25 protein-coding genes are annotated in these 22142 nt (G+C 45.5%); 17 read left to right on the top strand and 8 right to left on the bottom strand.

Annotated elements, in window-relative coordinates:
- The first annotated feature begins 33 nt into the window (after window positions 1–33).
- From rsgA to spoVM, 4 genes are all read left to right on the top strand, one after another.
- On the top strand, window positions 34–951 hold the full coding sequence (gene rsgA, locus QP775_RS08210; RefSeq protein ID WP_239328351.1) for a ribosome small subunit-dependent GTPase A: 918 nt from the start codon (window positions 34–36) through the stop codon (window positions 949–951).
- 1 nt (window position 952) lies between these two features.
- The gene (gene rpe, locus QP775_RS08205; protein ID WP_239328350.1) at window positions 953–1615 is read left to right on the top strand and encodes a ribulose-phosphate 3-epimerase; all 663 of its coding nucleotides are present in this window, start codon (window positions 953–955) and stop codon (window positions 1613–1615) included.
- 25 nt (window positions 1616–1640) lie between these two features.
- Entirely contained in the window at window positions 1641–1901 is a 261-nt protein-coding gene (locus tag QP775_RS08200) for a hypothetical protein (protein WP_239328349.1), read from the top strand.
- A 423-nt stretch (window positions 1902–2324) separates the two neighbouring features.
- Window positions 2325–2405: a stage V sporulation protein SpoVM gene (spoVM, locus tag QP775_RS08195; protein WP_036696910.1), complete on the top strand. Its 81-nt coding sequence runs from the start codon at window positions 2325–2327 to the stop codon at window positions 2403–2405.
- 182 nt (window positions 2406–2587) lie between these two features.
- Here the strand turns inward: spoVM and rpmB are convergent, their stop codons facing one another.
- Window positions 2588–2776 carry a 50S ribosomal protein L28 gene (rpmB, locus tag QP775_RS08190; protein ID WP_239328348.1) on the bottom strand — a complete coding sequence of 63 codons (189 nt, stop codon included), beginning with the start codon at window positions 2774–2776 and terminating at the stop codon, window positions 2588–2590.
- Between the two features lie 183 nt (window positions 2777–2959).
- Here rpmB and QP775_RS08185 point away from each other — a divergent pair, with 183 nt between their 5' ends.
- The 6 genes from QP775_RS08185 to QP775_RS08160 all read left to right on the top strand — a co-directional run bounded on the left by QP775_RS08185 (window position 2960) and on the right by QP775_RS08160 (window position 10022).
- Entirely contained in the window at window positions 2960–3319 is a 360-nt protein-coding gene (locus tag QP775_RS08185; RefSeq protein WP_239328347.1) for an Asp23/Gls24 family envelope stress response protein, read from the top strand.
- Window positions 3320–3373: 54 nt separating this feature from the next.
- Window positions 3374–5101, top strand: a complete 1728-nt coding sequence (locus tag QP775_RS08180; RefSeq protein WP_239328705.1) for a DAK2 domain-containing protein — start codon at window positions 3374–3376, stop codon at window positions 5099–5101.
- A gap of 48 nt (window positions 5102–5149) precedes the next feature.
- On the top strand, window positions 5150–6022 hold the full coding sequence (locus QP775_RS08175; protein ID WP_239328346.1) for a DegV family protein: 873 nt from the start codon (window positions 5150–5152) through the stop codon (window positions 6020–6022).
- A gap of 19 nt (window positions 6023–6041) precedes the next feature.
- Complete coding sequence (recG, locus tag QP775_RS08170) at window positions 6042–8090, top strand: ATP-dependent DNA helicase RecG (RefSeq protein WP_285105078.1); 2049 nt, start codon at window positions 6042–6044, stop codon at window positions 8088–8090.
- Window positions 8091–8251: 161 nt separating this feature from the next.
- The gene (locus tag QP775_RS08165) at window positions 8252–8539 is read left to right on the top strand and encodes a stage VI sporulation protein F (protein WP_239328344.1); all 288 of its coding nucleotides are present in this window, start codon (window positions 8252–8254) and stop codon (window positions 8537–8539) included.
- A gap of 196 nt (window positions 8540–8735) precedes the next feature.
- Window positions 8736–10022: a globin-coupled sensor protein gene (locus tag QP775_RS08160; protein WP_285105766.1), complete on the top strand. Its 1287-nt coding sequence runs from the start codon at window positions 8736–8738 to the stop codon at window positions 10020–10022.
- Between the two features lie 87 nt (window positions 10023–10109).
- On the opposite strand, the gene QP775_RS08155 is transcribed toward QP775_RS08160, so the two are convergent.
- Complete coding sequence (locus QP775_RS08155; protein WP_239328343.1) at window positions 10110–10805, bottom strand: SOS response-associated peptidase; 696 nt, start codon at window positions 10803–10805, stop codon at window positions 10110–10112.
- Between the two features lie 476 nt (window positions 10806–11281).
- Here QP775_RS08155 and QP775_RS08150 point away from each other — a divergent pair, with 476 nt between their 5' ends.
- Window positions 11282–13111: a DNA/RNA non-specific endonuclease gene (locus tag QP775_RS08150; RefSeq protein WP_285105073.1), complete on the top strand. Its 1830-nt coding sequence runs from the start codon at window positions 11282–11284 to the stop codon at window positions 13109–13111.
- Between the two features lie 124 nt (window positions 13112–13235).
- Here the strand turns inward: QP775_RS08150 and QP775_RS08145 are convergent, their stop codons facing one another.
- Together QP775_RS08145 and QP775_RS08140 are read right to left on the bottom strand one after the other, a co-directional pair.
- Window positions 13236–13718: a YhjD family protein gene (locus QP775_RS08145; RefSeq protein ID WP_285105071.1), complete on the bottom strand. Its 483-nt coding sequence runs from the start codon at window positions 13716–13718 to the stop codon at window positions 13236–13238.
- Window positions 13715–14983, bottom strand: coding sequence for a DNA polymerase IV (locus QP775_RS08140; protein WP_285105068.1), 1269 nt, complete (start codon window positions 14981–14983; stop codon window positions 13715–13717). Before QP775_RS08140 ends, QP775_RS08145 begins: the two co-directional genes overlap by 4 nt.
- A gap of 430 nt (window positions 14984–15413) precedes the next feature.
- Between QP775_RS08140 and QP775_RS08135 the strand changes: the two genes are divergently transcribed.
- Window positions 15414–15935, top strand: coding sequence for a GNAT family N-acetyltransferase (locus tag QP775_RS08135; RefSeq protein ID WP_285105065.1), 522 nt, complete (start codon window positions 15414–15416; stop codon window positions 15933–15935).
- A gap of 147 nt (window positions 15936–16082) precedes the next feature.
- Here the strand turns inward: QP775_RS08135 and QP775_RS08130 are convergent, their stop codons facing one another.
- Window positions 16083–16496: a YhjD family protein gene (locus QP775_RS08130; protein WP_285105062.1), complete on the bottom strand. Its 414-nt coding sequence runs from the start codon at window positions 16494–16496 to the stop codon at window positions 16083–16085.
- A 175-nt stretch (window positions 16497–16671) separates the two neighbouring features.
- Here QP775_RS08130 and QP775_RS08125 point away from each other — a divergent pair, with 175 nt between their 5' ends.
- From QP775_RS08125 to QP775_RS08105, 5 genes are all read left to right on the top strand, one after another.
- Window positions 16672–16914 carry a DUF2164 domain-containing protein gene (locus QP775_RS08125; RefSeq protein WP_285105060.1) on the top strand — a complete coding sequence of 81 codons (243 nt, stop codon included), beginning with the start codon at window positions 16672–16674 and terminating at the stop codon, window positions 16912–16914.
- 186 nt (window positions 16915–17100) lie between these two features.
- Window positions 17101–17724, top strand: coding sequence for an NUDIX hydrolase (locus QP775_RS08120; RefSeq protein ID WP_239328336.1), 624 nt, complete (start codon window positions 17101–17103; stop codon window positions 17722–17724).
- Entirely contained in the window at window positions 17724–18314 is a 591-nt protein-coding gene (locus QP775_RS08115; protein ID WP_285105054.1) for a nucleotidyltransferase family protein, read from the top strand. Before QP775_RS08120 ends, QP775_RS08115 begins: the two co-directional genes overlap by 1 nt.
- A gap of 50 nt (window positions 18315–18364) precedes the next feature.
- Window positions 18365–18658, top strand: coding sequence for a hypothetical protein (locus QP775_RS08110; RefSeq protein ID WP_239328334.1), 294 nt, complete (start codon window positions 18365–18367; stop codon window positions 18656–18658).
- 132 nt (window positions 18659–18790) lie between these two features.
- Window positions 18791–19297 (top strand): Crp/Fnr family transcriptional regulator, encoded by a 507-nt coding sequence (locus tag QP775_RS08105; RefSeq protein WP_239328703.1) that lies wholly within the window; start codon window positions 18791–18793, stop codon window positions 19295–19297.
- A 184-nt stretch (window positions 19298–19481) separates the two neighbouring features.
- Here the strand turns inward: QP775_RS08105 and QP775_RS08100 are convergent, their stop codons facing one another.
- The 3 genes from QP775_RS08100 to QP775_RS08090 form a co-directional block, all read right to left on the bottom strand.
- Complete coding sequence (locus QP775_RS08100; RefSeq protein WP_239328702.1) at window positions 19482–19817, bottom strand: DUF898 domain-containing protein; 336 nt, start codon at window positions 19815–19817, stop codon at window positions 19482–19484.
- A 574-nt stretch (window positions 19818–20391) separates the two neighbouring features.
- On the bottom strand, window positions 20392–21156 hold the full coding sequence (locus QP775_RS08095; protein ID WP_285105050.1) for a hypothetical protein: 765 nt from the start codon (window positions 21154–21156) through the stop codon (window positions 20392–20394).
- A 430-nt stretch (window positions 21157–21586) separates the two neighbouring features.
- The gene (locus tag QP775_RS08090) at window positions 21587–22135 is read right to left on the bottom strand and encodes an acyl-CoA thioesterase (protein WP_239328332.1); all 549 of its coding nucleotides are present in this window, start codon (window positions 22133–22135) and stop codon (window positions 21587–21589) included.
- Between the last annotated feature and the right edge of the window lie 7 nt (window positions 22136–22142).

The raw sequence follows: 22142 nt of genomic DNA, 5'->3' as shown, positions 1-22142 counted from the left end.
TATAAATAAGCATCAGACATTGGAGGATGAAGTATGCCGGAAGGTTTAATCGTAAAGGCGCTGAGCGGCTATTATTACGTTCGACCGGACGGAGAGTCGATGCAAGCAACGGTTCAGTGTCGAGCAAGAGGTATATTTAAGAAGAGAGGCGTGTCCCCGCTTGTCGGGGACCATGTCGTCTTCTCTTTGACTGATAATGGCGAAGGTACGGTTGAAGAGATTAGATCGCGTTCCACGGAACTTATACGTCCGCCAATAGCCAACGTTGGTCTTGCGCTGCTGGCATTTTCGGTATTAGAGCCGGATTTTAATACGCAGTTGCTAGACAAGTTTCTTGTACATATTGAACATGCAGGACTAGATGCGGTCATTGTGCTTACCAAATGGGACTTGTTAGATCGTCTTCCCGCAGCAATCGGTCAGAGGCAGCGTGACGAAGTGCAGCAGTATATCGAGACGTATCGCCAAATCGGCTATAACGTGATCGTAACCAGCTCAAAACATGGCTTTGGCTATCAGGAGCTGGAGCAAAAGTTGTCTCACGATGTTAGTGTGTTTGCTGGTCAGTCTGGTGTAGGCAAGTCATCCTTGCTAAATGCCATGATTCCAGGAATTACGCTTGAGACGAATCAGATCAGTCATCGCCTAGGGAGAGGGAAGCACACAACCCGTCATGTGGAGTTGATTGCACTGCCAGGAGGAGGTTACATCGCAGATACTCCCGGCTTTAGTCAACTGGATTTCTTGGAGCTTGGCGTCGAGCAGCTTGGGGCGTGTTTCCGGGAGTTCCAGCAATATGCTGACGAATGTAAGTTTCGTGGCTGCACACACACACATGAGCCGGGCTGTAAAGTAAAAGAGGCGCTGGAAGCAGGCCAAATCGCCGCTTCACGTTATCATCATTACACCCTCTTCTTGGAAGAGATGAAAGACAAAAAGCGGAGGTATTGATATGTTAAAGATTGCTCCATCCATATTATCAGCAGATTTCTCACGCCTGGGAGAGGAAGTGGCGGATGTCACTCAAGGCGGAGCCGATTGGATACATATCGACGCGATGGATGGTCGATTTGTGCCCAACTTGACATTTGGGCCGCTTGCTGTACAAGCTGTTAAGCCGCATACAAATTTGCCGCTTGACGTGCATTTAATGATTATCGAGCCTGAGAAATATGTAGCAGACTTTGCTAAAGCGGGAGCCGATATTATTACTGTACATGCAGAGGCTTGCTCGCATTTACATCGTGTCATTTATCAGATTAAAGAACAGGGTGTGCGGGCTGGTGTCGCATTAAATCCGCATACACCGATATCTGCAATTGAAGAAGTGATCATGGACATCGATCTGGCATTGGTAATGACGGTTAACCCTGGTTTTGGCGGCCAACGTTTTATTAGCAACTGTGTAGACAAGATTCGTCGCCTCAGACAATTAAGCGACCAACGCGGGCACAAGGGCCTCCATATTGAAGTAGATGGCGGCATTACAACTGACACGGCCCGTTCCGTTGTTGAGGCAGGTGCAGACGTGCTCGTTGCGGGTAGTGCGGTATACGGCAGCAAGGATCGTGCTGCAGCCATTCAAGCCATACGCCAAGCAGGCACACACATCTAGGATTACGGAAAAGGGGAGATACCGTATGACATGGAGAACAGCGTTAACAACCGGTTTTTTTAGCTTTCTGTGCGGCACACTGGTAGGCTGGTACGCATTTCTGCCAATGCCGTTTAATTTGCTTAGCTCCGTAGGAGCACTTATTGCAGGTGTGTGGTTCTTCCGAAAATTCGATTCCCGAAAGATGCGGATTGCTTTTATTGTGCTCTCTATCTTTTATATGGTGTTGTTCCTTATTTTAATGTCGTTATACATTACGGTATCCCAAATGCCGATACCTTCGTAAATAGGTGTTAGCGGAGTCTCGCTGGCTGTAAGGCCTGTCCGACTGTAAACCAACGAGTTGGATAAGTCCAACTCTAGACAGCGGCAGGGAGTTAGGGAATTGATGCTGTGACACGCATACCATGCCAGTACTCGGCATATGATGGTTACATGAGCAATGGACTCATGTAACCTTTTTTTGTCCGGATAGGAAAGTATAAGTTCGCTGTAGCTTTGGATGTGTTGCGAGAACTGCGTTCCTGATGGGGAATAAGCCAAATCTGTGCTTTCGAAGCGGAGCAGCTTCGTATCTTCTAGGTGCTCATCCTCCGATAGCCTCGTCAGCGTGAAGTTCCAGTATAGGTGGAGTGAAGCGATGAGAGGACTGAGAAGGAAGGCAATATTCGCTCTTAAGCATAATTGAGAACAACGAGGAGGGTGGAAGATGAAATTTTATACGTTTAAGCTGCCTAAGTTCCTGGGAGGATTTGTGAAGGCGATCTTAAACACATTCAACAAGAGCTGATGTTGCAGGCGGCCCTTTTGCTGAATCCGTCACCTTCCATCCGACACGATCATTCCGCGAGAGCGGTATAAATGACTCAAAGGCGGCACGTACGTTAAGTGTATGTACACGGGTTTCGGCACGCGCACGTAAAAAAGCACCTGATTCGAGTTCAGGTGCTTTTTGTATATTGAAGCTAGGGATTAGACGCGAGTCACTTTACCTGCCTTCAATGCGCGCGTGCTCACGTATACGCGTTTCGGTTTACCATCGACCAAGATGCGAACTTTCTGAACGTTAACGCCCCAAGAGCGACGAGTCTTGTTGTTCGCGTGTGATCTAGAGTTACCCGATCCAGGGTTCTTACCTGTGATATAACATTTGCGAGCCATGCCTAACACCTCCTTATCCCATAGCGACCAAGCGTACAATCAAATACTCAAATATCATAACATAGGCTAATTTACCTCGTCAACTGAAACGATAACTTTGTTTATTTCTGTTGTTTATTTCTGTTTTCTCTTATAGTACAATGGTGAATAGTCTATAATACTCAAAAAAGGAGTGAACGAACCATGGCCATTGAACTTGGAATGGAACTAGGTAAAGTAAGCATCTCCGAAGAAGTCGTCGCTGTGATCGCAGGTTCAGCCGCAATGGAATGTTACGGTCTAGTGGGCATGGCTTCGCGCAAGCAATTGAAAGATGGTATAGCTGAATTGCTCGGTCGCGAGAATCTGACACGTGGCGTTGAAGTTCGCCGTGTTCAGGATGCGCTGCATATAGATTTGTATATTGTCGTTAGTTACGGAACGAAGATTTCAGAGGTAGCGCATAACATTCAAGTAAAAGTGAAATACGTGTTGAATGAGGTTGTTGGTCTTACCGTAGATCAAGTGAATATCTTTGTACAGGACGTACGTGTATTAAGCTAGGAAGGGGAATTTTCGTTGAACATGCGTTCTTTAAGTGGGACACAATTTGCCAATATGGTGCTAAGCGGTGCGGACTCTCTCAACCGCCATGCCGAGTACGTTAATGCTCTTAACGTGTTTCCGGTACCAGATGGAGACACAGGCACTAATATGAACTTAACGATGACGGCCGGAGTGGCGGAGATGAAGGCTAAGATGTCCGCCTCGATCGCCAAGACGGCAGAGGTGTTGTCCAAGGGACTGCTTATGGGAGCCCGTGGCAACTCTGGTGTTATCTTGTCCCAGTTGTTCCGCGGTTTTAGTCGCGGTGTAGCTGGACTTGATGAGGTGAACGCCATTCAATTCGCTAATGCGCTGCAAAGTGGTGTCGACACAGCTTACAAAGCAGTTGTAAAGCCAGTCGAAGGAACTATTCTGACCGTTGCCAAAGAAGCGGCCAAGCATGCGGTACATATCGCACGCCGGACACCTGATGTCCGGGAGCTTGTAGCCGAAGTAGTTGCAAAAGCCAAGGATGCACTTGCCAAGACCCCTGATTTGCTTCCGGTATTAAAGCAGGTAGGAGTAGTAGATTCAGGTGGACAAGGCTTGGTGTATATTTACGAAGGCTTCCTCCGTTCCCTAGAAGCAGGGGCAACTGAATTTGTTGCGGATACCAGCGAAGTTCAATCGGTGACATCTCCTGCGGCACCTGCAGCTCCAGTCGTTAAAGAGACGGCGAAGCGCGAGCAGAACACATCGGCTCAAGCCAAGCTGCATACGGAAGATATTGAATTTTTATACGATATGGAATTTTTTATCGATCTTTCGCGTGGAGCCAAGCGTCCCTACAAGGAAGAGGAGTTCGAGAAAGCGCTCGCAAAGAACGGCGATTCCATCATCCTGATTGCGGATGACGATATTGTTAAGGTTCATGTGCATTCCCGCCTTCCTGGCGAAGTGTTGGATTTAGCCATGCAGTATGGAGAATTGATTCGTATTCATATTTTAAATATGCGTGAACAGCATCGTGAGCTGCTGCATGGTGAACACGGCGAATCTGCGATGGCTGACGTGTTCGCAGATATGCCTGTAACAAGCTCTGTGTCGGAGCCTGTTGCGGTAGAGCCTCCTGCAGATGAGATTGCACCATATGGCTTTATCGCCGTTGCGATGGGCCAAGGCATCACGGATATTTACAAGAGCTTGGGTATTGACGTCGTGTTGTCTGGAGGACAGACAATGAACCCTAGCACACAAGACTTTATCGATGCGATCGAGTCTATCACGGCACAGCATTTGTTTATTTTGCCTAACAACTCTAACATTATTATGGCTGCGAAGCAGGCGGCAGAGATTGTTGAACGTGACGTAACTGTACTTGAGACAAAGACGATCCCACAAGGGATATCCGCTGCGTTTGCCTTCCAGGAAGAAGAGTCCGTAGAGATCAACACGGAGCTTATGCAAAGTGCAATCGCTCATGTGAAGTCTGGTCAAGTCACGTATGCAGTACGTGATACCAGCATGGACGACCTAGAGATTAAAGCGGGTAATTTCATCGGTATCTCAGGTGGCAAGATTGTAGCCACGACCGCAGAGCTGACAGGAACCTGTGAGCGGCTGCTCGACAAGATGTTAGAAGATGGCGGCGAGATTATTACGATCTTAACGGGCGAGGATGCGAAGGAAGAAGAAACGGAATCCCTGCTGGAGTGGCTGTCGCTGCATCATGCGGATGCAGAGGTAGAAGTTCATCAAGGTGGACAACCTATTTATTCCTACATTATTTCTGTTGAATAAGCAACTGAAATAAGTATCATAATTGCAAGTTGAAGGGGAGGCAACGACATGGCTCAAGTTCGAATCGTGACCGACAGTACCGCTGACATTCCACTCGAATTACGAGAACGATATGGCATCGAGATGGTGCCGCTCAAAGTTCATTTCGGGCAAGAGATGTACAAGGATGCCATTACGATTGAACCGGATCAATTTTATGATAAATTAGTCCAGTCTTCCAAGTTGCCAACTACATCTCAACCTTCGCCTATAGAATTTGTAGATGTGTTTAAACGTCTGAACGAAGAACCGGAAACGTCTATCATTTCTATCCATTTATCATCTGCTTTAAGTGGTACGTATCAATCGGCCATGCTTGCTAGCAATATGATGGAAGAAGAAGCTGATATTACGGTAGTTGATTCTCGTTCTGCTTCATACGGTTTCGGTTTGTTTGTTGTTGAAGCAGCCAAGATGGCTCAAAACGGACAATCGAAGGAAGAAATTTTAGAGATGATCGCACGGATGCAGCAGGCGCGTAAGTTGTTCTTCCTTGTTGATTCTCTTGAATTTCTACAGAAGGGCGGTCGTATCGGGAAAGCGGCCGCAATGTTTGGCACTTTGCTTAACATTAAGCCCATACTGTCCATCGATCCGGTAGGCGAAGTATACGCGATGGAGAAGGTACGCGGCTATAAGAAAGCTCTTCAGCGAATTATTGAAATATTAAGCAGCGATTTTGCAGAGAAGCCTATTCATCTTGCCATTGGTTATGGCAAAGTAAAAGAATCGGCTGATGAAGTGGTAGCAGCCCTTCAGACGCAATTTGATATCCGTTCTGTACAATATACGCGCATTGGCGCAGTTGTTGGAACTCACGTCGGACCCGGAGTCGTCGCCATGTTTGTATGGCCTGCGGAAGTGTCCGCAGATAAGTCCTAGTCGGAGTGTGTGCTGACTTATGATTGACTATTCTCAAATTCCAGTAACGATGATTAAAGGCGTGAGCACTTTGAAACAACAAGAGCTTCACGCCTTTGGCATCTCTACTGTTCAGGATATGCTGCTATATTTCCCATTTCGCTATGAAGACTTTCGAGTACGGCAATTAAGTGAAGTAAAAGACGGCGAGAAGATTACGGTGGAAGGACGCATCGTAAGTGAACCTGTCCTACAGCGGTTCGGCAAGAAATCACGCTTATCGTGCCGAATCATGATCGAGAGCTGGCTGGTGACCGCGACTTGGTTCAACCGGCCTTATCTGCGTGAGCAATTATCTCAAGGTCGGGATATTCTGGTTACCGGCAAGTGGGATCAGCGCAGATTACAGCTTACAGTCTCTACCTCTGAATTTCCGGATCGAGGAGTATTCCGCAAAGATACGCTTCAGCCGGTCTATTCCGTTGGCGGAAAGATTACACAGCAATGGATGCGCAAGACAATCGCTCAGGCACTTACTCAGTTTGGGGAGACGATCCCTGAGATTTTGCCGCAGGAGCTTGTGCGGCGCTATCAGTTAGTGCCGCGCAAGCAGGCGATTCGTACGCTGCACCAGCCACAGGATGCGGAGGAAGGCAAGCATGCACGGCGCAGAATGGTATATGAGGAGCTGTTCCTATTTCAGCTCAAGCTTCATATGTTTCGTGCACTGACGCGCAAGCGAGCAGATGGTGTTGTACATGAGGTTGCTAATTCCACTGTGCGTGAATTTGTACACTCGCTGCCCTTTGAACTTACGGAAGGGCAGAAGAAGTCCGTGACGGACATTTTGCAAGATATGCGTTCTCCATTCTGCATGAATCGTTTATTGCAAGGCGACGTTGGTTCAGGCAAGACTGTAGTAGCAGCGGTTGCGTTATTCGCAGCAGTTCGCTCCGGTTATCAGGGAGCCCTTATGGTCCCGACAGAGATATTAGCTGAGCAGCATATGCGTTCGCTTACGAAGTTGTTCGAACCGCATGGTATACAGGTTGCGTTATTAACCGGCAGCGTGTCAGCACGCAAGCGGCGTGATTTGCTGGGCGCTTTGCAGATGGGAATGGTCGACATACTGGTTGGAACGCATGCGCTTATTCAAGACGATGTTTACTTTCGCAAGTTAGGGCTTGTGGTAACAGATGAGCAGCATCGTTTTGGGGTTAATCAGCGCAGCGTGCTTCGCCGTAAAGGGCTTAACCCGGATGTGCTGCTGATGACAGCAACGCCGATTCCGCGTACGTTGGCGATTACCGCATTTGGAGATATGGACGTCTCCTCTATTAAGGAGCGGCCAGCAGGTCGGAAGCCAATTAAGACTTATTGGGTGAAGCATGAACTGCTGGATCGAATCTTGAACTTTATTAGGCGCGAAATTGCAGATGGCAGGCAAGCCTATATCATATGCCCCCTTATTGAAGAATCAGACAAGCTGGACGTTCAGAACGTAATTGACGTTCACGTCCAGATGCAGCAGGCATTCCCTGATCTGCAGGTAGGTCTGCTGCACGGCAGGTTAAGCGCTGTAGAGAAGGACGCTGTGATGCGTTCTTTTGGTGAGGGTGAGATCCATGTACTCGTCTCCACGACGGTCATCGAGGTTGGTGTAGATGTGCCAAACTCTACCCTGATGGTCATTATGGATGCGGAGCGCTTTGGTTTGTCCCAGCTGCACCAGCTGCGCGGGCGTGTTGGACGGGGACAGCATCAGTCGTATTGCGTGCTGATTGCCGATCCGAAGTCTGAGATCGGACAGGAGCGTATGCATATTATGACCGAGACGGAAGATGGCTTTGAGTTGTCACAGCGTGATCTCGAACTGCGTGGTCCAGGTGATTTCTTTGGAACCAAGCAAAGCGGCATGCCGGAGTTTAAGCTCGCTGATATGGCGAGTGACTTTGCTGTTTTGGAGCAGGCACGCGATGATGCAGCTGAGCTTATTCGTGCGGAAGAATATTGGACCTCACCGATGTATTTGTTGCTGCGGGAGGAAATGCAGAAGGATCAATTATTCCAAGGTGAGTTAATGGACTAATAACCTCCATTTTTTTGGACGGTCAGTTGACAAGCTGTCGGGCATACAATGGTACAGATTATGTGCAGTGCAGTGTTTGTTTCAGCAATATGCACTGGGCATGTAAAGCAGCCTACTTTTCGTTGTAAGGGCTGCAAGATGCACCGGAGGTGTGCCCTACTATGAGTTATGTCAAATATGGGATTAGTCCGCAGTTGGTTGAACGGATCAAAACCAAGCTGCGCAATCCTGCGTTAAAAGATCGAGTTAAGCGTCATTTGGATGGCGTGACCAAGTATGATTTGCAGGATCGTACCAAAGTACGTTCACTTATTCGTCAGGTGGCCAAATCTCTTAACGAGCCGTTGACGATTGTACAGGAAGATCAACTAGTCAACTTTGTTATTTCACTTAAGATAGACCCGAACAATACGTTTCATTTGCTTAAACTATGGGGAATGTTTCGTTAGCATTGCAGTAGAACCGGGTGGATGTCGCCTGGTTCTTCTTTTTATTTCTCCGCAGCTGTCGTCATATGGAAAGGCAATGTGCCTTGTTTGATTATTTACTGTGTAAATATATCCATATTAAGGGAGTTGTGGTATGATCGATGTATAGAGACCAGCAGGAACCAACTGCATAGGGGGAATTCGATTCGTGTTATCCATGTTACGTAAGAAAAAAAGTTCTATGTTCGATAGCCTTGATAGTGGTTCGTGCCGTATTGATGTATCACAGGCGATGTTGAGTCAACTGCGCATGATTGGGTTGACTACACTTGACCTCGCTATGCTAAAGCAGTTGAAGCCTCATGTAGAGGACAGCATTGCCAAAACTATTGACTCATTTTATGACACGGTGAATAAAGAAAAACTGTTAAGTGACATCATCCGCAAGCATAGCCACACAGATCGCCTGAAGCTTACGCTGCGGCCGCATCTGATGCAGCTGTTCGAAGGAAAGATCGATGAACTATACATAGAGAGACGCCGCATTGTAGCGCATGTTCATGTCCGCATTCATTTACCGACCAAATGGTATATCGCCTCTTTTCATACGCTCCAGCAATCCATTTTAGAAACCGCTTACAAATTAGGAATATCTTTGGATGAATATAAGGCCCTAGAACAGGCGATTACTCGCATGCTTAATCTGGAGCAGCAGCTTGTGCTGGAAGCGTACGAGCAGGAGCATAGTCGTCTTCGCGCCGAGGCAGAGGTGGAGAAGGAGAAAGTTCGCCGTATGGTGTCTGAGGCAAGCGCAGCTTTATCCCACAGCACGGCCGAAACACAGCAAGCCTTAAACGAAATGGTTCAACGATCTCAGTGTATGTTTGATAAAGTACGTTCTAGCAACCAGACTTCTGACTCAGTAGCCGTGCTTTCTCATGATGGCAGCCTGATGTTAGGTGAGCAGCAAGCACGTATGGAGAATATCGTGTCCGCGATGAATAATGTAACTGGCCGTATGACGGAGCTAATCTCTATATCTGAAGAGATACATCAGATTATGGACATCGTACAGGGGATATCGCAGCAGACGCAGCTTCTTGCCTTGAATGCAACAATTGAAGCCGCACACGCTGAAGAACATGGAAAAGGCTTTGCCGTTGTGGCGCGTGAGGTTCGTCGTATGGCGGAGCGGACCAATGAATCGTCAACTGTCATTCAGCATTTGATCGGCAAGACACATGAGAAGATTGCTGTAATCAATCAAGTGATGCAGGAGGTGGACAACCGTATTCAGACGGGCAACGGGGAGACGGGTAAAGCGTTTGAGTTTTTCTCGTTTATTTATGAGCAGATTCAACATCACCAACAGCAAAGCCAGGACGTACTAATCGACGTTGAGTTTCTTGGCACGATGCTGGAGGAGATTCGCGAAGCCTCGGATGCGGTTAATCATCAAGCCGATGTGCTGATGGACATGATTCAGCAAGAACAGAAGGCTTGATCCACAGAAGGCTGTCAGTCACTACGACGAAGGTAGACGACTCACAGCCTTTTGCATATACATCAGTAGTTGAAACGTAACCTTAATTTAGAATAACAGCGGGGGATCACTAATCGCCGTTATACATTCAGGCGAATCATTTTTGACGCTGCCCACTTTAGTATCTACAGCATACATCTCCAGCCACTCAGGCGGGCAAGGTTTTAATAAGCGTTGCAGCTTATCCACTTCTTCTACACTTCTGTCCAGCCATATGACAGCCTCTTCAGGGCCCAGTATGACCGGCATTCGATCATGCACTTGCTCCATGGCCCGATTCGGAGTTGTCGTTACGACGGTAAAAGTGCTGATCTTCTCTCCCTGTTCATTCCTCCAGGTGTCGTATAGACCCGCCATACTGAACAAGCCTCCATTTGCGGGTACGATACGCAGCGGTTGTTTCTTGCCATCGGGAGCAAGCTTCCATTCATAGAAGCTGTCTGCTGGAATCAGGCAGCGCTTGCGCTGGAATGGTTGACGAAACGCAGGCTTCTCTAGCAGCGTCTCAGCACGAGCATTAATGGTGCGCCATCCCATCTTGTCATCCTTAGCCCAAGAAGGTATTAATCCCCACCGCAGAGGCCCTGCTTTAAGTTTCTCCCCATCATGAATAAGGGCGGGTGCGGTTTGCCCGGGCGCTATATTATAGCGCGGTTGATGGCAGGGAATGGACGGGCCTTCCTCCAACTCGTAATAAATGAGAAGTTCTTCCCACGTTATGGTTAGTGTATAACGTCCGCACATCTATTTAACACATCCTTTGCTTTACAGCTTGTGCAACGGGGGATGCAGCGTTAGGTGAATATGTCTGCATTGTAGCATATCGTGAATTGATTCGACTAATGAAACGGGGGAATCGCCGCAGATACCTAGTTTTTGAACACTCCGTGATAAGTCAAGCAAACAATGACGATAAAGATCGATATGCTGTATGCCAATAGACCCTAGTTATCTTTCAAATGCTGAAATCTATTAGATGTTTGACAGAATCTTGTCATATTTCATAGCTTTGCCGCATATCATAGAGTATCAGTGCAAAGAGCACTGTACTTATAGAACTGAAAAAGCATAGGTTGTCTCGATGATTTTTCAGTTATCCCAGCACTAAGTAAGCTCAATTTTAAGGGGATTTCTCAAACTATTAAGCTGCGATACGTCAAAAGAGTAAGGGTAGGACGATTAAGATAGGAAGCTCATAAAAGATTAGGAGGTTGAGCTTTATGTTTATCCATCCGATCAACAAGGCTTCATCCGAATTTATTGGTATTTCATTAAAAGCAAAACAGAATGATCTGACTGCACAACGGTATCAACAGCGGTCTAACGAGCGGAATAAACATCTGTCAGAACTGCAACGCAAAAATCCCTTTGAAGTGGATAGTCCTGAAAGGGCTGCGCAACGCCAAGAGTTTATTGATCCAAGAGACGGCATGGCGCTGGAACGTATTTTAGGAAAAAGCGACTTATTTCCAATCAGTTTTTTTGAAAAGGGGCTGCAAGTCAGTAAGGCCATCTGCAGAGTTGAGATCCGTGATCGAACCGGAAGAGTCGAAGGTTTTGGGACAGGCTTTCTGGTGACCCCTAATCTGCTGCTAACGAATAATCATGTCCTTCCTAATTCGGATACTGCGTTATCCAGCATTGGCCAGTTCAACTATGAAATCGACCTGAACGGGAAAGAACGAGTGATTCATAACTTTCGACTGATGCCGGACCAGTTTTACATGACGAATGAGGAATTGGATTTTACATTGGTAGCAGTCGAGGAGCAAGCTTCTGATGGAACAAAATTAGCTGAATTCGGTTATTTGTCTTTGGTTAAACAAACAGGTAAGGTACTGATTGGAGAATACGTATCGATTATTCAGCACCCATCCGGCGCACCCAAAGCAGTGGTCGTAAGGGAGAACAAAATAACAGATATGTTGGATAATTTTATTCACTATTCTGCTGATACATTGCCAGGTTCATCAGGTTCTGCCGTGTTTAATGATGAATGGATGGTAGTTGCTCTCCATCATTCGGGTGTCCCTGATCCGCAGAACCCAGCGGAATTTATTGCGAATGAAGGTGTTCGAATAAGCAGTATCCTCAAGTATATTGAAGATAAGAAGCCAAGTCTAACAGCTCAGCAACAGCAGTATGTTGATCGTTTAATTTTATCTGCTGAAGGAGTTGGCCCAGAAGGAGAAAGTCTTACGGTAGGAGAGGAGTTAAGCTTAGTTTGGTATGAGGGTTTAACTGGCCATGACAGCAAGTTTCTAGGTGACTCCCATGAAGTTCTGCATCCTTCGTTTCGTATTGATCTTGAACCAGACCTGGTCAGGTTGAAACAAGGTGGCACTATTCTCCATTACACGCATTTCTCCATTGCCATGAGCAAGTCCCGGAGATTAGCTTATTACACTGTGGTCAATATTGATGGCAGCCAATTAACCGACTATGAAAGGGTAGATTGGCGCTATGACCCTCGTATCGACCGGATGTATCAATGTGGCAATGAATTGTACAAGGACAACCCTCTAGATCGAGGACATTTAGTAAGAAGAAGGGATCCAGTCTGGGGGGGGACTGGAGCACAAGCCAACATTGATTCCTTTCATTTTACAAACTGCTCACCGCAGCATGAGAAATTTAATCAGCATATTTGGCTGGGGCTAGAGGATTATATTTTAAATCATATGAGTAACATGAAGCGCAAAGCAACTGTATTTACAGGGCCAATATTCCGCAAGGATGATATCTGGTATCGAAATGTCCAAATTCCTTCTGAATATTGGAAAATTGCTGTTATGATCGATCATAACGACCGGCTATCGGTCACGGCATACCTCACATCCCAGTGGAGTTTAATTAAATATCTAGGAAAGGCGAAGGAAGAACAACCTGTGCTAGGCGCCTACAAAACATTTCAGGTTAAAGTCTCCTTGCTTGAGACTTTGACGGGGCTGGATTTTGGAAACCTGCGTATATACGACCGGTTAGATCTTAAGGAGTCCACATTTGGACAAGTTCCGATTGAACGCTTTGATGATATACAGCTGATCTGATGGCTTTCTTCTGGCTCAATTCGGGCTGAAAATAGAAGTGTGCTGCACTGACAGTCAGAGAGGTCAACCAGAACACTGGCTGGCCTCTCATCACTGTGACCGATAGATTCAGTCAAAATACTCTTTATAAGTTACTTAACTTGGAGATAAGACTGTCCGTATATCGAGCTAATCGCTTACTTATTGCCATCCTCATGTACTCTTTTGTTATAATAAAGCTATCCTCATAGTTACGGTAGGTATAGTGTAAGTGCATTGTACTGTCGTGCTTCTCTTCATTTATAATTCGAATTTCTTTCTCCAGCATTTGTTGTTTCACTTTGGACAAGTCTTTGTAGATAGTCGTTGCAAGGATCTGGGCTGTTTTGGCATAAAGCGCTTTTAACGTTTCAGATGAGACCTCAACTTCGTGAATTTTCTTGGTTACCAGTGTGTACATGACCGGAAGCAGAATATAATCACGCATTAATTCAATATCTTCCCTCTTCGGTTGGTTTGCTGTATCACTCGGTGTGTCACGTTGTCTGTTCAACAAAGCTTCCCGATGCTGCGGCAGCATCATCCGGCTGGACTCCCACAGGCCATTCTTCTCCAGCTTTTTACTCATTTATAATGCCCCCCGATCTTTATGGATCTTTCTAGCGCTTGACCTGCACGGGTAAGGGAAGAAGCTCTTACAATTGCTGCACTGCCGTATCGTTCTTTAATGGTATCGGTCACTTTATCCAATGCTCGAGTTTTCTCCTGATCCTCGAAGAGTGTCAGTTGATAGTGCTGGTCATCCACCAACGTGCTTAACATAACGCCCGCACGGCGTACAGGCATATGGTCCCAATATTGATAAAAGATTTTTTTTACCGTCTCAAATACTTTATTCGTATTGTTCGTCGGGTCTGGCATTTTCATTTGACGTGAAAATCCTGTAGGAGCTTCATACGGACTGCACATGCAGCTCACGGTTACAACCCAGCCCATATATCCTTTCAGCCGACAATCTCGGCATACCTCCTCCGTCAATTCAAGCAGAATCGTATCGATCTCTGCGGAAACTGCATAATCTCGGGGCAAGGTCATCATGTGGCCAATGGACTTTGGCGGCGTATGAAAGGTACTCGGTGTAACTGGGCTATCATCTAGTCCATTTGCCGTCCGCCACATCACTTCGGCGTGAATATCCGACTGCTTGCCAAAGCGAGCCCGAAATTTATCTTTAAGCTGCGGCAGCGGAGTTGTTGCAATATCCCCGATTGTCACCATTCCTAGTTTGGCAAAGTGCTTGCTCATCCGCGACCCAACACCAAACATTTTATGGACGGGTTCTTTCCAAAGGGTGGTTGTAATATCGGATGGGGGTAAGGTAAAAATACCGGTTTTATTTTTCTTTGCCCAGATGTCTGTCGCAATTTTAGCCAATATTTTATTGGTACTGATTCCGATACGAATCCTTACTCCTGTCTGCATCATTACTCGTTGTTGGATCGTCTTGGCAATGGTGATCGGGTCACCAAAGATCGATAGGCTTGCCGAGACATCTAGAAATTGTTCATCAATACTGAATACTTCAACTAAATCTGTAAAATCCTCATATATTTGAGTAATCATCAAAGAAACATCGATATAGTGCTGCATACGAGGACGCATAATAATAAGATCAGGACATTTTATGAGGGCTTCCCCTAACCGTTCGGCTGTCGTCACACCAAAACTTTTGGCAATCGGGCACGCGGCTAGAATAATACCTGACCTTCGTGTAGGGTCGCCAGCTACTGCTACTGGTTTATTTTTATATTCTGGATGTTCCGCTTTCTCTACGCTCGCATAAAAACTTTCGCAGTCTGCTAAAAAAATAACCCTTTCACTTTTTTGACTCACATTAAGCCCTCCAATTATTAAGACCGTGGTACTAACCTAAATTATGAACATTGTAAAGCCAGAGCGGCATGTAATACTTAATTTATCCACGAAGGGAACATATATTCTTATTTTATTATATACCGAACATACATTCGTTATGCAAGTGAATTTTCTGGAATTACTTATACAAATAGCGTTGTTTTTACTAAGATTATAAGGGAATTTATGTAAATATTGGTATATTGCTGTTTGACGTATAGGTGCCCTTAAAGTATAATTTGAGCATCTAATGGAAAAGGCGGTGTCTATTTGGTGGTATGCCTGATAGATGCCTTATTACGCATAAAAGTGGGTATAGTCTAGTGCTATAGCTGCTTTTTCTTTGTAAAGCATTTTAAAAATGTTATATTTTTCATTAAAACACTTTTTCTAAAATAGGTGGTTAACTATGAGTATAGTAATAAGACAAGAAAGCATCGAAGATATTGACGAGGTATTTTATGTAGTGAGGAAGGCTTTTGAAAAGGCTGACTATTCAGATCATGATGAACATCATTTAGTAAACAGACTAAGAAAAAGCGACATGTTTATTCCAGCATTGTCGCTTGTAGCTGTAGATGAAGACAGAATCGTTGGTTATATTCTGTTTACAGAAATAAAAGTTGGGGATCATATTCTGGTTGCTCTTGCGCCTGTTGCTGTACTACCAGAACTGCAAAAGAAGAGCATAGGGAAGCTGCTGATTATGGAAGGACATCAACTCGCCTCCCGGCTCGGATATAAAGGTTCTATTGTTATGGGTCATGAACAGTATTATCCTAAGTTTGGTTATCAAAAAGCTAGCCAATATCAGATTAAAGCTCCATTTGAAGTACCTGACGAATGTTTTATGGCCATTGAGCTTACAGAGGGTGGTCTTTCAGGAGTACACGGTGTTGTGGAATATGCTAAAGAATTTTTTCAGCAGTAGCAGCCAGTAAATGGTCTCTTGTTTCGTTTATTCAGGGCGTTCGATACAACCCGTAATAAAAAAAAGTAGTCGATTCGATGAGATCGACTACTTTTCACAGGAGCTCTGTAATATGAACTGTCCTGGCTTAACCTTGTCCTGATGCCATTACGGTGCGATCGTATCCGGTTGTGTCGAAGAATGAATATGCAAGTAACGCTTCATTAGGCCAGTGACCTCGGTGCGCAGCAGGCCGCGCAGCATATAGAAAGAATGCTCGTATCCTCTACACATGTAATGTACGCGTATACCATGAGTTTGTCGCTCTTCATCGTATACTTTGATTCCTCTTTGTCTGAATTGCTTACGAATGCGGTAGAGTTCTGCGGTCGCCTCGTCCTGAGCTTGGCGCAGACTTTCTATGTAAATATAAGCCATCTTCAGCGAGGAAGCAGCTAGTCTGGCTATATCACGCTCCAGAACATCGAGGACAAGTGTCTGCAGCACATAATGCTTTACGAGTAGTGCATCATCGGTGTGGTGGGGCAGCGTCCCTTGAGGGGACATTGGACGGGAGCTCATCTGACTCCTCCTTCGTATCGTTATCATTAACCATTATACGAACTTGTGTTCTTATTATATTCAATATAACGAACAAATATTCGATTATCAAGCGGAAGTGAGTGCCAAAGGGCAGGAATGAGAAGGACATTGTCGAAATGTATCAATGGCTATAACAAAGGAGTGTGGGCAGCAGATGATTAAATTAACGAAGGAACAACGGGAAGTGCTAGTAAGTGAAGTTCAGCATTATTATGAGGTTGAACGATCGGAAACGATTGGAGAGCTTGCATCGGCAGACATATTGGAATTTATGCTGAAGACGATAGGTCCATACGTTTATAATCAAGCATTGGAAGATGCCCGTAAGATGTTAAATGATCGTTTTGCGGCTGTTGAGGATGAATTGTATGCGATGCACAAGCGTCCACTGAGATAATACCAGACAATCCCTATTCAAGCAGTCAAGTAAAAGGACCAAGTAGGCTGCAAGGAGTATCGATGCAGGTTCGTTCGAGCATTGAGGCGAGGAAGGGTATGATTTTACTGTACGTGCAAACAGGAATATTTTATATCCTGTTCAATGACATCCGATTACGATAATGTAGGATAGGGGGCATGTGTGATGCCGGATAGCAAGCAATGGCTGCTCTGGGCACGACAGCTTCAGGCCATTAGTCAGAACGGCTTGGCCTATTCAAAGGACCCGTTTGATGTGGAACGATTTGAACAGATTAGACATATAAGCGCAGCTATAGCTGCTTCGCATACGGATACAGATGCGGAGCAGCTTGTTCAATTGTGGTCAGGGGAGCAAGGCTATGCGACACCCAAAGTAGATGTAAGAGCCGTTATTTTGCATGAAGACAAGCTGCTGCTTGTGCGGGAGAACAGTGATAATCGTTGGGCGCTTCCAGGAGGCTGGGCGGACAGGGGATTGTCTGCCGCAGAGAACGTTGTGAAGGAAGTGTACGAGGAGGCAGGGTTCCAGGTGGAAGCCGTCAGACTACTCGCTGTGTTGGATAAGCACAAGCATGAGCACCCACTTGGCTGGAATGATGTGTACAAGTTATTTTTCCAGTGCACAATTACAGGAGGAAGTGCTGCACAAGGCATGGAGACGAGTGAGGTGGCATTTTTCCGCATAGGAGAATGGCCTGAACTCTCGGAATCACGCAACACTGCGCAGCAGTTAGATCGTGTGTGTCGTTTGGCGGTTAGCACGGACTTAGGGGTGTGGTTTGATTGATGAACCGTACGGATGAAGTCGGTAGATGGAGCTTCAATGAGGCAGAGCAGCGTATACTGGCCTGGATTGCTGAGGATGAGATCAGAATGTCAGAATTGCAGGCTGTTCGGGAGATGAACTTGCCAGATTGGTGTATCGGAGCGGGCTACGTACGCAATTTGGTATGGGACAAATTGCATCGTTATGCAGAGCCCACACCTTTGAATGATGTCGATGTTGTCTATTATGATTCGATATGTACACAGGAATCGATTGAGAAACAATATGAGCAAGCGTTTCAAGCAAAGCTGCCGCATCGAAAGTGGTCGTTTAAGAATCAAGCGCGCATGCATATGCTGAGACGAGACGAGCCATTTATTTCTACGGCAGACGCTATGATGCATTGGCCGGAGTTGATGACGGCTGTAGGTGTACGAATGGAGGCTGATGGGGCGCTGACCTTCATATGTCCGTGGGGGGAGCAGGCCCTTCAAGACTTAATGGAGATGAACATTCGCCAAAGCCCCAAATTTACGGATCGTGCGTATTATGAGGCGCGGGTACGCAATAAGGGGTGGCTGGTCACATGGCCTCATGCGCGCATGAAGTAGCAGCTATAATCAGGGATGAGCGGGGGATTATAGCAGAACGGAGGATACGAGTGATAAACCATGTACAATTTGAGCGGATTGCAGAGGAAGGAAGCAAGGCTACCTATGAATTTCGTGCGGAAGGAGCAGGACCTGATGAGGTCGTGCAGGGCATGTTTGATATCGATCTGGAGCGGTACCGGAACATGGAAGCCGAGGGGCATGACGAGGCAATGAATCAGGCCATTTATTGGTTGACACCAATTCAGAGCGATAAGCAATATTGGCTCGGGATGCGGGTCTTTTTCCGTATCTACAAGCATTACTTGGAGCAGGGCGTTTACATAGAACATCAGGAAGCTTAGACACTGTGTGGCTGATCCACAGACGTGGACAAGGCTGATCAAGCGCTGGTATGTATTTTGGAGCATGTACATGGCGAGAGAGACGCAGGCAGCAGGGCGGTGTATGAGTATGGTCAGATGGAGGGGCATATAATGAAAATGACGTTGCACAAAGGGGAAGTGCTGTTCCATCAAGGGGATCCTGGCACTTATTTATACCGTATCATTAGTGGATTGTATAAAGTAACACGTCTGCATGAGAATGGGAATATTGTGTTGTTTAATATTTTATATCCGGGAGAGGTCGTGCCGCACCATTCGCTGATTTCTCCTAAAGATTTTCATGGCACAGCGACAGCCTTGACACATGGGGAAGTGGAGCGCATCTCCGCGAAGGATTGGTATGCGGAATTGGCAATAAGCACAGACAAAGCATTAGATGCCGCCAAGCTGCTGCAAGAGAAGCTGCGGTTTATGCAGCAGCGTATCGATCATCTGACAATTGGATCGCCGGCGGAACGACTGGAGCTGCTGAAGAGGTGGATGAACAGTTATGCCAAAGAAGAACGGGTGACGGATCTGCTCACGCAAGAAGAGATCGGCCAATTTATTGGTGTTCGTCGCGAGACAGTAAATCGGCTTATTCGGCAAGGGGTATAGTGATAACGATGAGCGTGTAAGAAGCGGATGTTGTATCCTGTTCCATATGATGTCGGTGTGCTGCAAGGAGTGCTGTCGAGCATCAGGCATTAAGGAAGCGTCAAATGGTGTGACTAATAAAGAAAGCCAAGAGACCGTTCCTGTAGGACGGTCTCTTGTGTATTTAATATGCAATATAAGGATATTATTTAAACAGGGTATGTTTTACTTTCCATTTTTCCAGTGCTATAAATAACCAAAAACTGTATATACCAAACGTGATAATACACAATAGCCACCACTTAATCCAATTGCCGAACAGACCGACTGCGGTTCCTGTAAACGCCAAACGTCGCCCCTCAATGACCGTATGCTCTACTTTCCAACGATACAGCATTGTAAAGCTCCATGGCAGACAAATGCCAAGCGTACACACCGTCACCATAATGCCTAGAATCGTTAACCCGATGTACTGCAGCAATCCTCCATCAAAATAAGAGTCTCCACTCACCTGATCCTGCGCATATGGACGCGCATTCATCGTCATACTCATCTTGTTTTCCCCTTTTCTATGTAATCTACAAGTATACTTCCATTTCCATGTTGCTTTTTCCTGCCTTGTTTTTAAATATGAACTTTTTTTCACATATTTAAAGCCGAAGCCTTGATGATAGCGCAATAAAGGCTCTGGACTAAATTCCAGAGCCTTTCATCTAATATATATTTTTAGTTGGTCGGGAGTATGGTTGATCGTCGTTATGATGAAGGGATAAATTCTATTGCTGATACTTAAAGATTCTAGGTTTTTTTGAACACGTCACACAATACTTAAATCTACGTATTAGCACTACCTTTTTTTTCGTTATCAATTTGCTGTTTGAAAATAGAACGAAAAGAGTAAAGGTATAATATCCACAAGACTAGAGCAACAACATCTATCACGTATGATTTTCCAAAAGAAATTGAAAGCAATAAACCACGGATACTCATGGCAATGCCTAGAAGTCCACATAAATATACGAATAGACGCCTGTATTTCATAGCTGCTTAACCTCCTGAATAATTGGACTAAAGAAAAAATCTGCATTTTACTCGTGCAGATTTTTCTTGTTTACCTACAAAATTGAGTATGCATTTTTCATGGCATCGTTAAGGTCTTTCCAAGCGCTGTAACCTTGATAGGCAAGTGCTATCGCAGTTCCTCCAGCAATTATTGCTGCAATGGCATTTACGAATGGGATTGCTCCAGTTGTACCTGCGATAGCTAGTGCATACGCTATTCCGCTATTGTTATATATAGAAACCGAGTTAGCAGCTTGTGTTGCATAAAGCTTAAAGTCTGAAATTGTAGGGTTATTCGTACTGTTTTTCACTAAATACTTTTCTTTGTACGCGTTGTGTACATCTTGCAGATTGTAAGATACTCCAGAGCCAGTGTACAAGTAACATTGAGTTTGTGAGTCGCAATTATAATTGGTGTATTTCCAGTGGCCGCCAGAGTCGAGGGAAGAAAAGTCATCATTTACTTCTAGGGGAGTAACTAATTCGTTGTCGATATAATTGTTTCCGAGTTTGTCATGGGAAAATGTTGTAGTGCGTGTAGTAGTATTTAGCTTATCCTTTAAGTCAAAATCATCATTCAGTTCAAAAGAAATAACTTCTGTTACAGTAACGTGTATAGTTCCATTAGAATCATGAACAGGGGCTCCTAAAGTAACCTCTTTCTTTTGCTTTCCTACCACGTTCCCGTCGAGGTCAGTATAGTCGTAGTAGAAAACATTGCTAGTTGCAGTTGTATTCTGCGCTGAAACAGGTGTTGCGGTCAATAACAAACAGACGACTAGGAACAAAGACAAAGAATGAGAAAAAAATTTCTTCAAAAGAGCACTCCTCTCAAAGTGTAATATATTTCCTTAAATAGAATAGCATTCAATCAGATAGATATCTATGGTTCTTTAGAATGAAAGTAATTCCATCTTCAAGTAGAATTTATGAGAGATTTTGGCGATTTTCAAGAAGGCCTGAAAAATTGTGAGGACAACAGGAAAAAAGTCCATGTTATATTGGATACATCGAATTAAGCGATGTTGAAACGCACAGTGGTTTAACACAGCACATTGACTTGTGGCGGGAACTGTTTTCTAAAATGCCGCTATGATTAACAAGTAGATTTGAGTGCAAAGGAGTTAGGTTCTCTGAGTAAGTAACCAGCCGCCGATTGATCTCGACGGCTGACTAAATTTTGCAAAGCGTTTTGATTCCTGTCTCAAAAATGTGATCGGCTCCTGCTATACAACAGACGGCTAATCATTATTGCTCCCAATACTTTCCTGTCGTCAGACGCTCGGCGAGTCGCTTGCTCGATTGACGGCGAATCTTGCGCAGCTCAGAGCGTTCCGCTGCCGATTCGTGCAGCAGGCATTCTTCTTCTGTCTCGGGAACGACAGGGGCTACCGGACAAGGCTTTCCATCCTCATCTCGGGAGACAAAGGTCAGGAACGAAGTGGCTGCGATGACACGTTCGCCTGTATATAAATTTTCAGCGACAATCTTAACGAATACTTCGATACTTGTTCTTCCCGTATGGGTGACAAACGACTCCAGGCATACGGAGTCCGTTTGATGGATCGGCCGCAGGAAATCAACGGAATCCGTGGAAGCTGTCACAACGTTGCAGCGGCTGTGCCGCATAGCGCTGATAGAGGCTACTTCATCGATCAAACTCATTAATTTGCCGCCGAACAATGTCTTATGATTGTTCACATCATTTGGAAATACACGGCCAGTCCGAAATACTCTGGATTCTTTGCACTTTTTCGGTTCAAGCTGGAAGTTAATTGATTCTGGTTGTTGAGACATGATGAGA

Origin of the sequence: Paenibacillus sp. UMB4589-SE434, from assembly GCF_030226685.1 — a bacterium.
Taxonomy (GTDB): Bacteria; Bacillota; Bacilli; order Paenibacillales; family Paenibacillaceae; genus Paenibacillus_B.
Note: the sequence above shows the minus strand (reverse complement) of the source record. Positions and strands in the feature narration are given on the sequence as shown.

Bases quoted from the DNA above. Each gene is read 5' to 3' on its own strand.
- QP775_RS08135 (WP_285105065.1), top strand. From the start codon at position 15,414: ATGAGTATAGTAATAAGACAAGAAAGCATCGAAGATATTGACGAGGTA.
- QP775_RS08145 (WP_285105071.1), bottom strand. From the start codon at position 13,718: ATGAGTAAAAAGCTGGAGAAGAATGGCCTGTGGGAGTCCAGCCGGATG.
- QP775_RS08160 (WP_285105766.1), top strand. From the start codon at position 8,736: ATGTTACGTAAGAAAAAAAGTTCTATGTTCGATAGCCTTGATAGTGGT.
- QP775_RS08175 (WP_239328346.1), top strand. From the start codon at position 5,150: ATGGCTCAAGTTCGAATCGTGACCGACAGTACCGCTGACATTCCACTC.
- QP775_RS08180 (WP_239328705.1), top strand. From the start codon at position 3,374: ATGGTGCTAAGCGGTGCGGACTCTCTCAACCGCCATGCCGAGTACGTT.
- QP775_RS08120 (WP_239328336.1), top strand. From the start codon at position 17,101: ATGCCGGATAGCAAGCAATGGCTGCTCTGGGCACGACAGCTTCAGGCC.
- QP775_RS08200 (WP_239328349.1), top strand. From the start codon at position 1,641: ATGACATGGAGAACAGCGTTAACAACCGGTTTTTTTAGCTTTCTGTGC.
- QP775_RS08155 (WP_239328343.1), bottom strand. From the start codon at position 10,805: ATGTGCGGACGTTATACACTAACCATAACGTGGGAAGAACTTCTCATT.
- recG (WP_285105078.1), top strand. From the start codon at position 6,042: ATGATTGACTATTCTCAAATTCCAGTAACGATGATTAAAGGCGTGAGC.
- QP775_RS08105 (WP_239328703.1), top strand. From the start codon at position 18,791: ATGAAAATGACGTTGCACAAAGGGGAAGTGCTGTTCCATCAAGGGGAT.
- QP775_RS08090 (WP_239328332.1), bottom strand. From the start codon at position 22,135: ATGTCTCAACAACCAGAATCAATTAACTTCCAGCTTGAACCGAAAAAG.
- spoVM (WP_036696910.1), top strand. From the start codon at position 2,325: ATGAAATTTTATACGTTTAAGCTGCCTAAGTTCCTGGGAGGATTTGTG.
- rpmB (WP_239328348.1), bottom strand. From the start codon at position 2,776: ATGGCTCGCAAATGTTATATCACAGGTAAGAACCCTGGATCGGGTAAC.
- QP775_RS08165 (WP_239328344.1), top strand. From the start codon at position 8,252: ATGAGTTATGTCAAATATGGGATTAGTCCGCAGTTGGTTGAACGGATC.
- QP775_RS08115 (WP_285105054.1), top strand. From the start codon at position 17,724: ATGAACCGTACGGATGAAGTCGGTAGATGGAGCTTCAATGAGGCAGAG.
- rpe (WP_239328350.1), top strand. From the start codon at position 953: ATGTTAAAGATTGCTCCATCCATATTATCAGCAGATTTCTCACGCCTG.
- QP775_RS08130 (WP_285105062.1), bottom strand. From the start codon at position 16,496: ATGAGCTCCCGTCCAATGTCCCCTCAAGGGACGCTGCCCCACCACACC.
- QP775_RS08100 (WP_239328702.1), bottom strand. From the start codon at position 19,817: ATGAATGCGCGTCCATATGCGCAGGATCAGGTGAGTGGAGACTCTTAT.
- QP775_RS08150 (WP_285105073.1), top strand. From the start codon at position 11,282: ATGTTTATCCATCCGATCAACAAGGCTTCATCCGAATTTATTGGTATT.
- rsgA (WP_239328351.1), top strand. From the start codon at position 34: ATGCCGGAAGGTTTAATCGTAAAGGCGCTGAGCGGCTATTATTACGTT.
- QP775_RS08185 (WP_239328347.1), top strand. From the start codon at position 2,960: ATGGCCATTGAACTTGGAATGGAACTAGGTAAAGTAAGCATCTCCGAA.
- QP775_RS08125 (WP_285105060.1), top strand. From the start codon at position 16,672: ATGATTAAATTAACGAAGGAACAACGGGAAGTGCTAGTAAGTGAAGTT.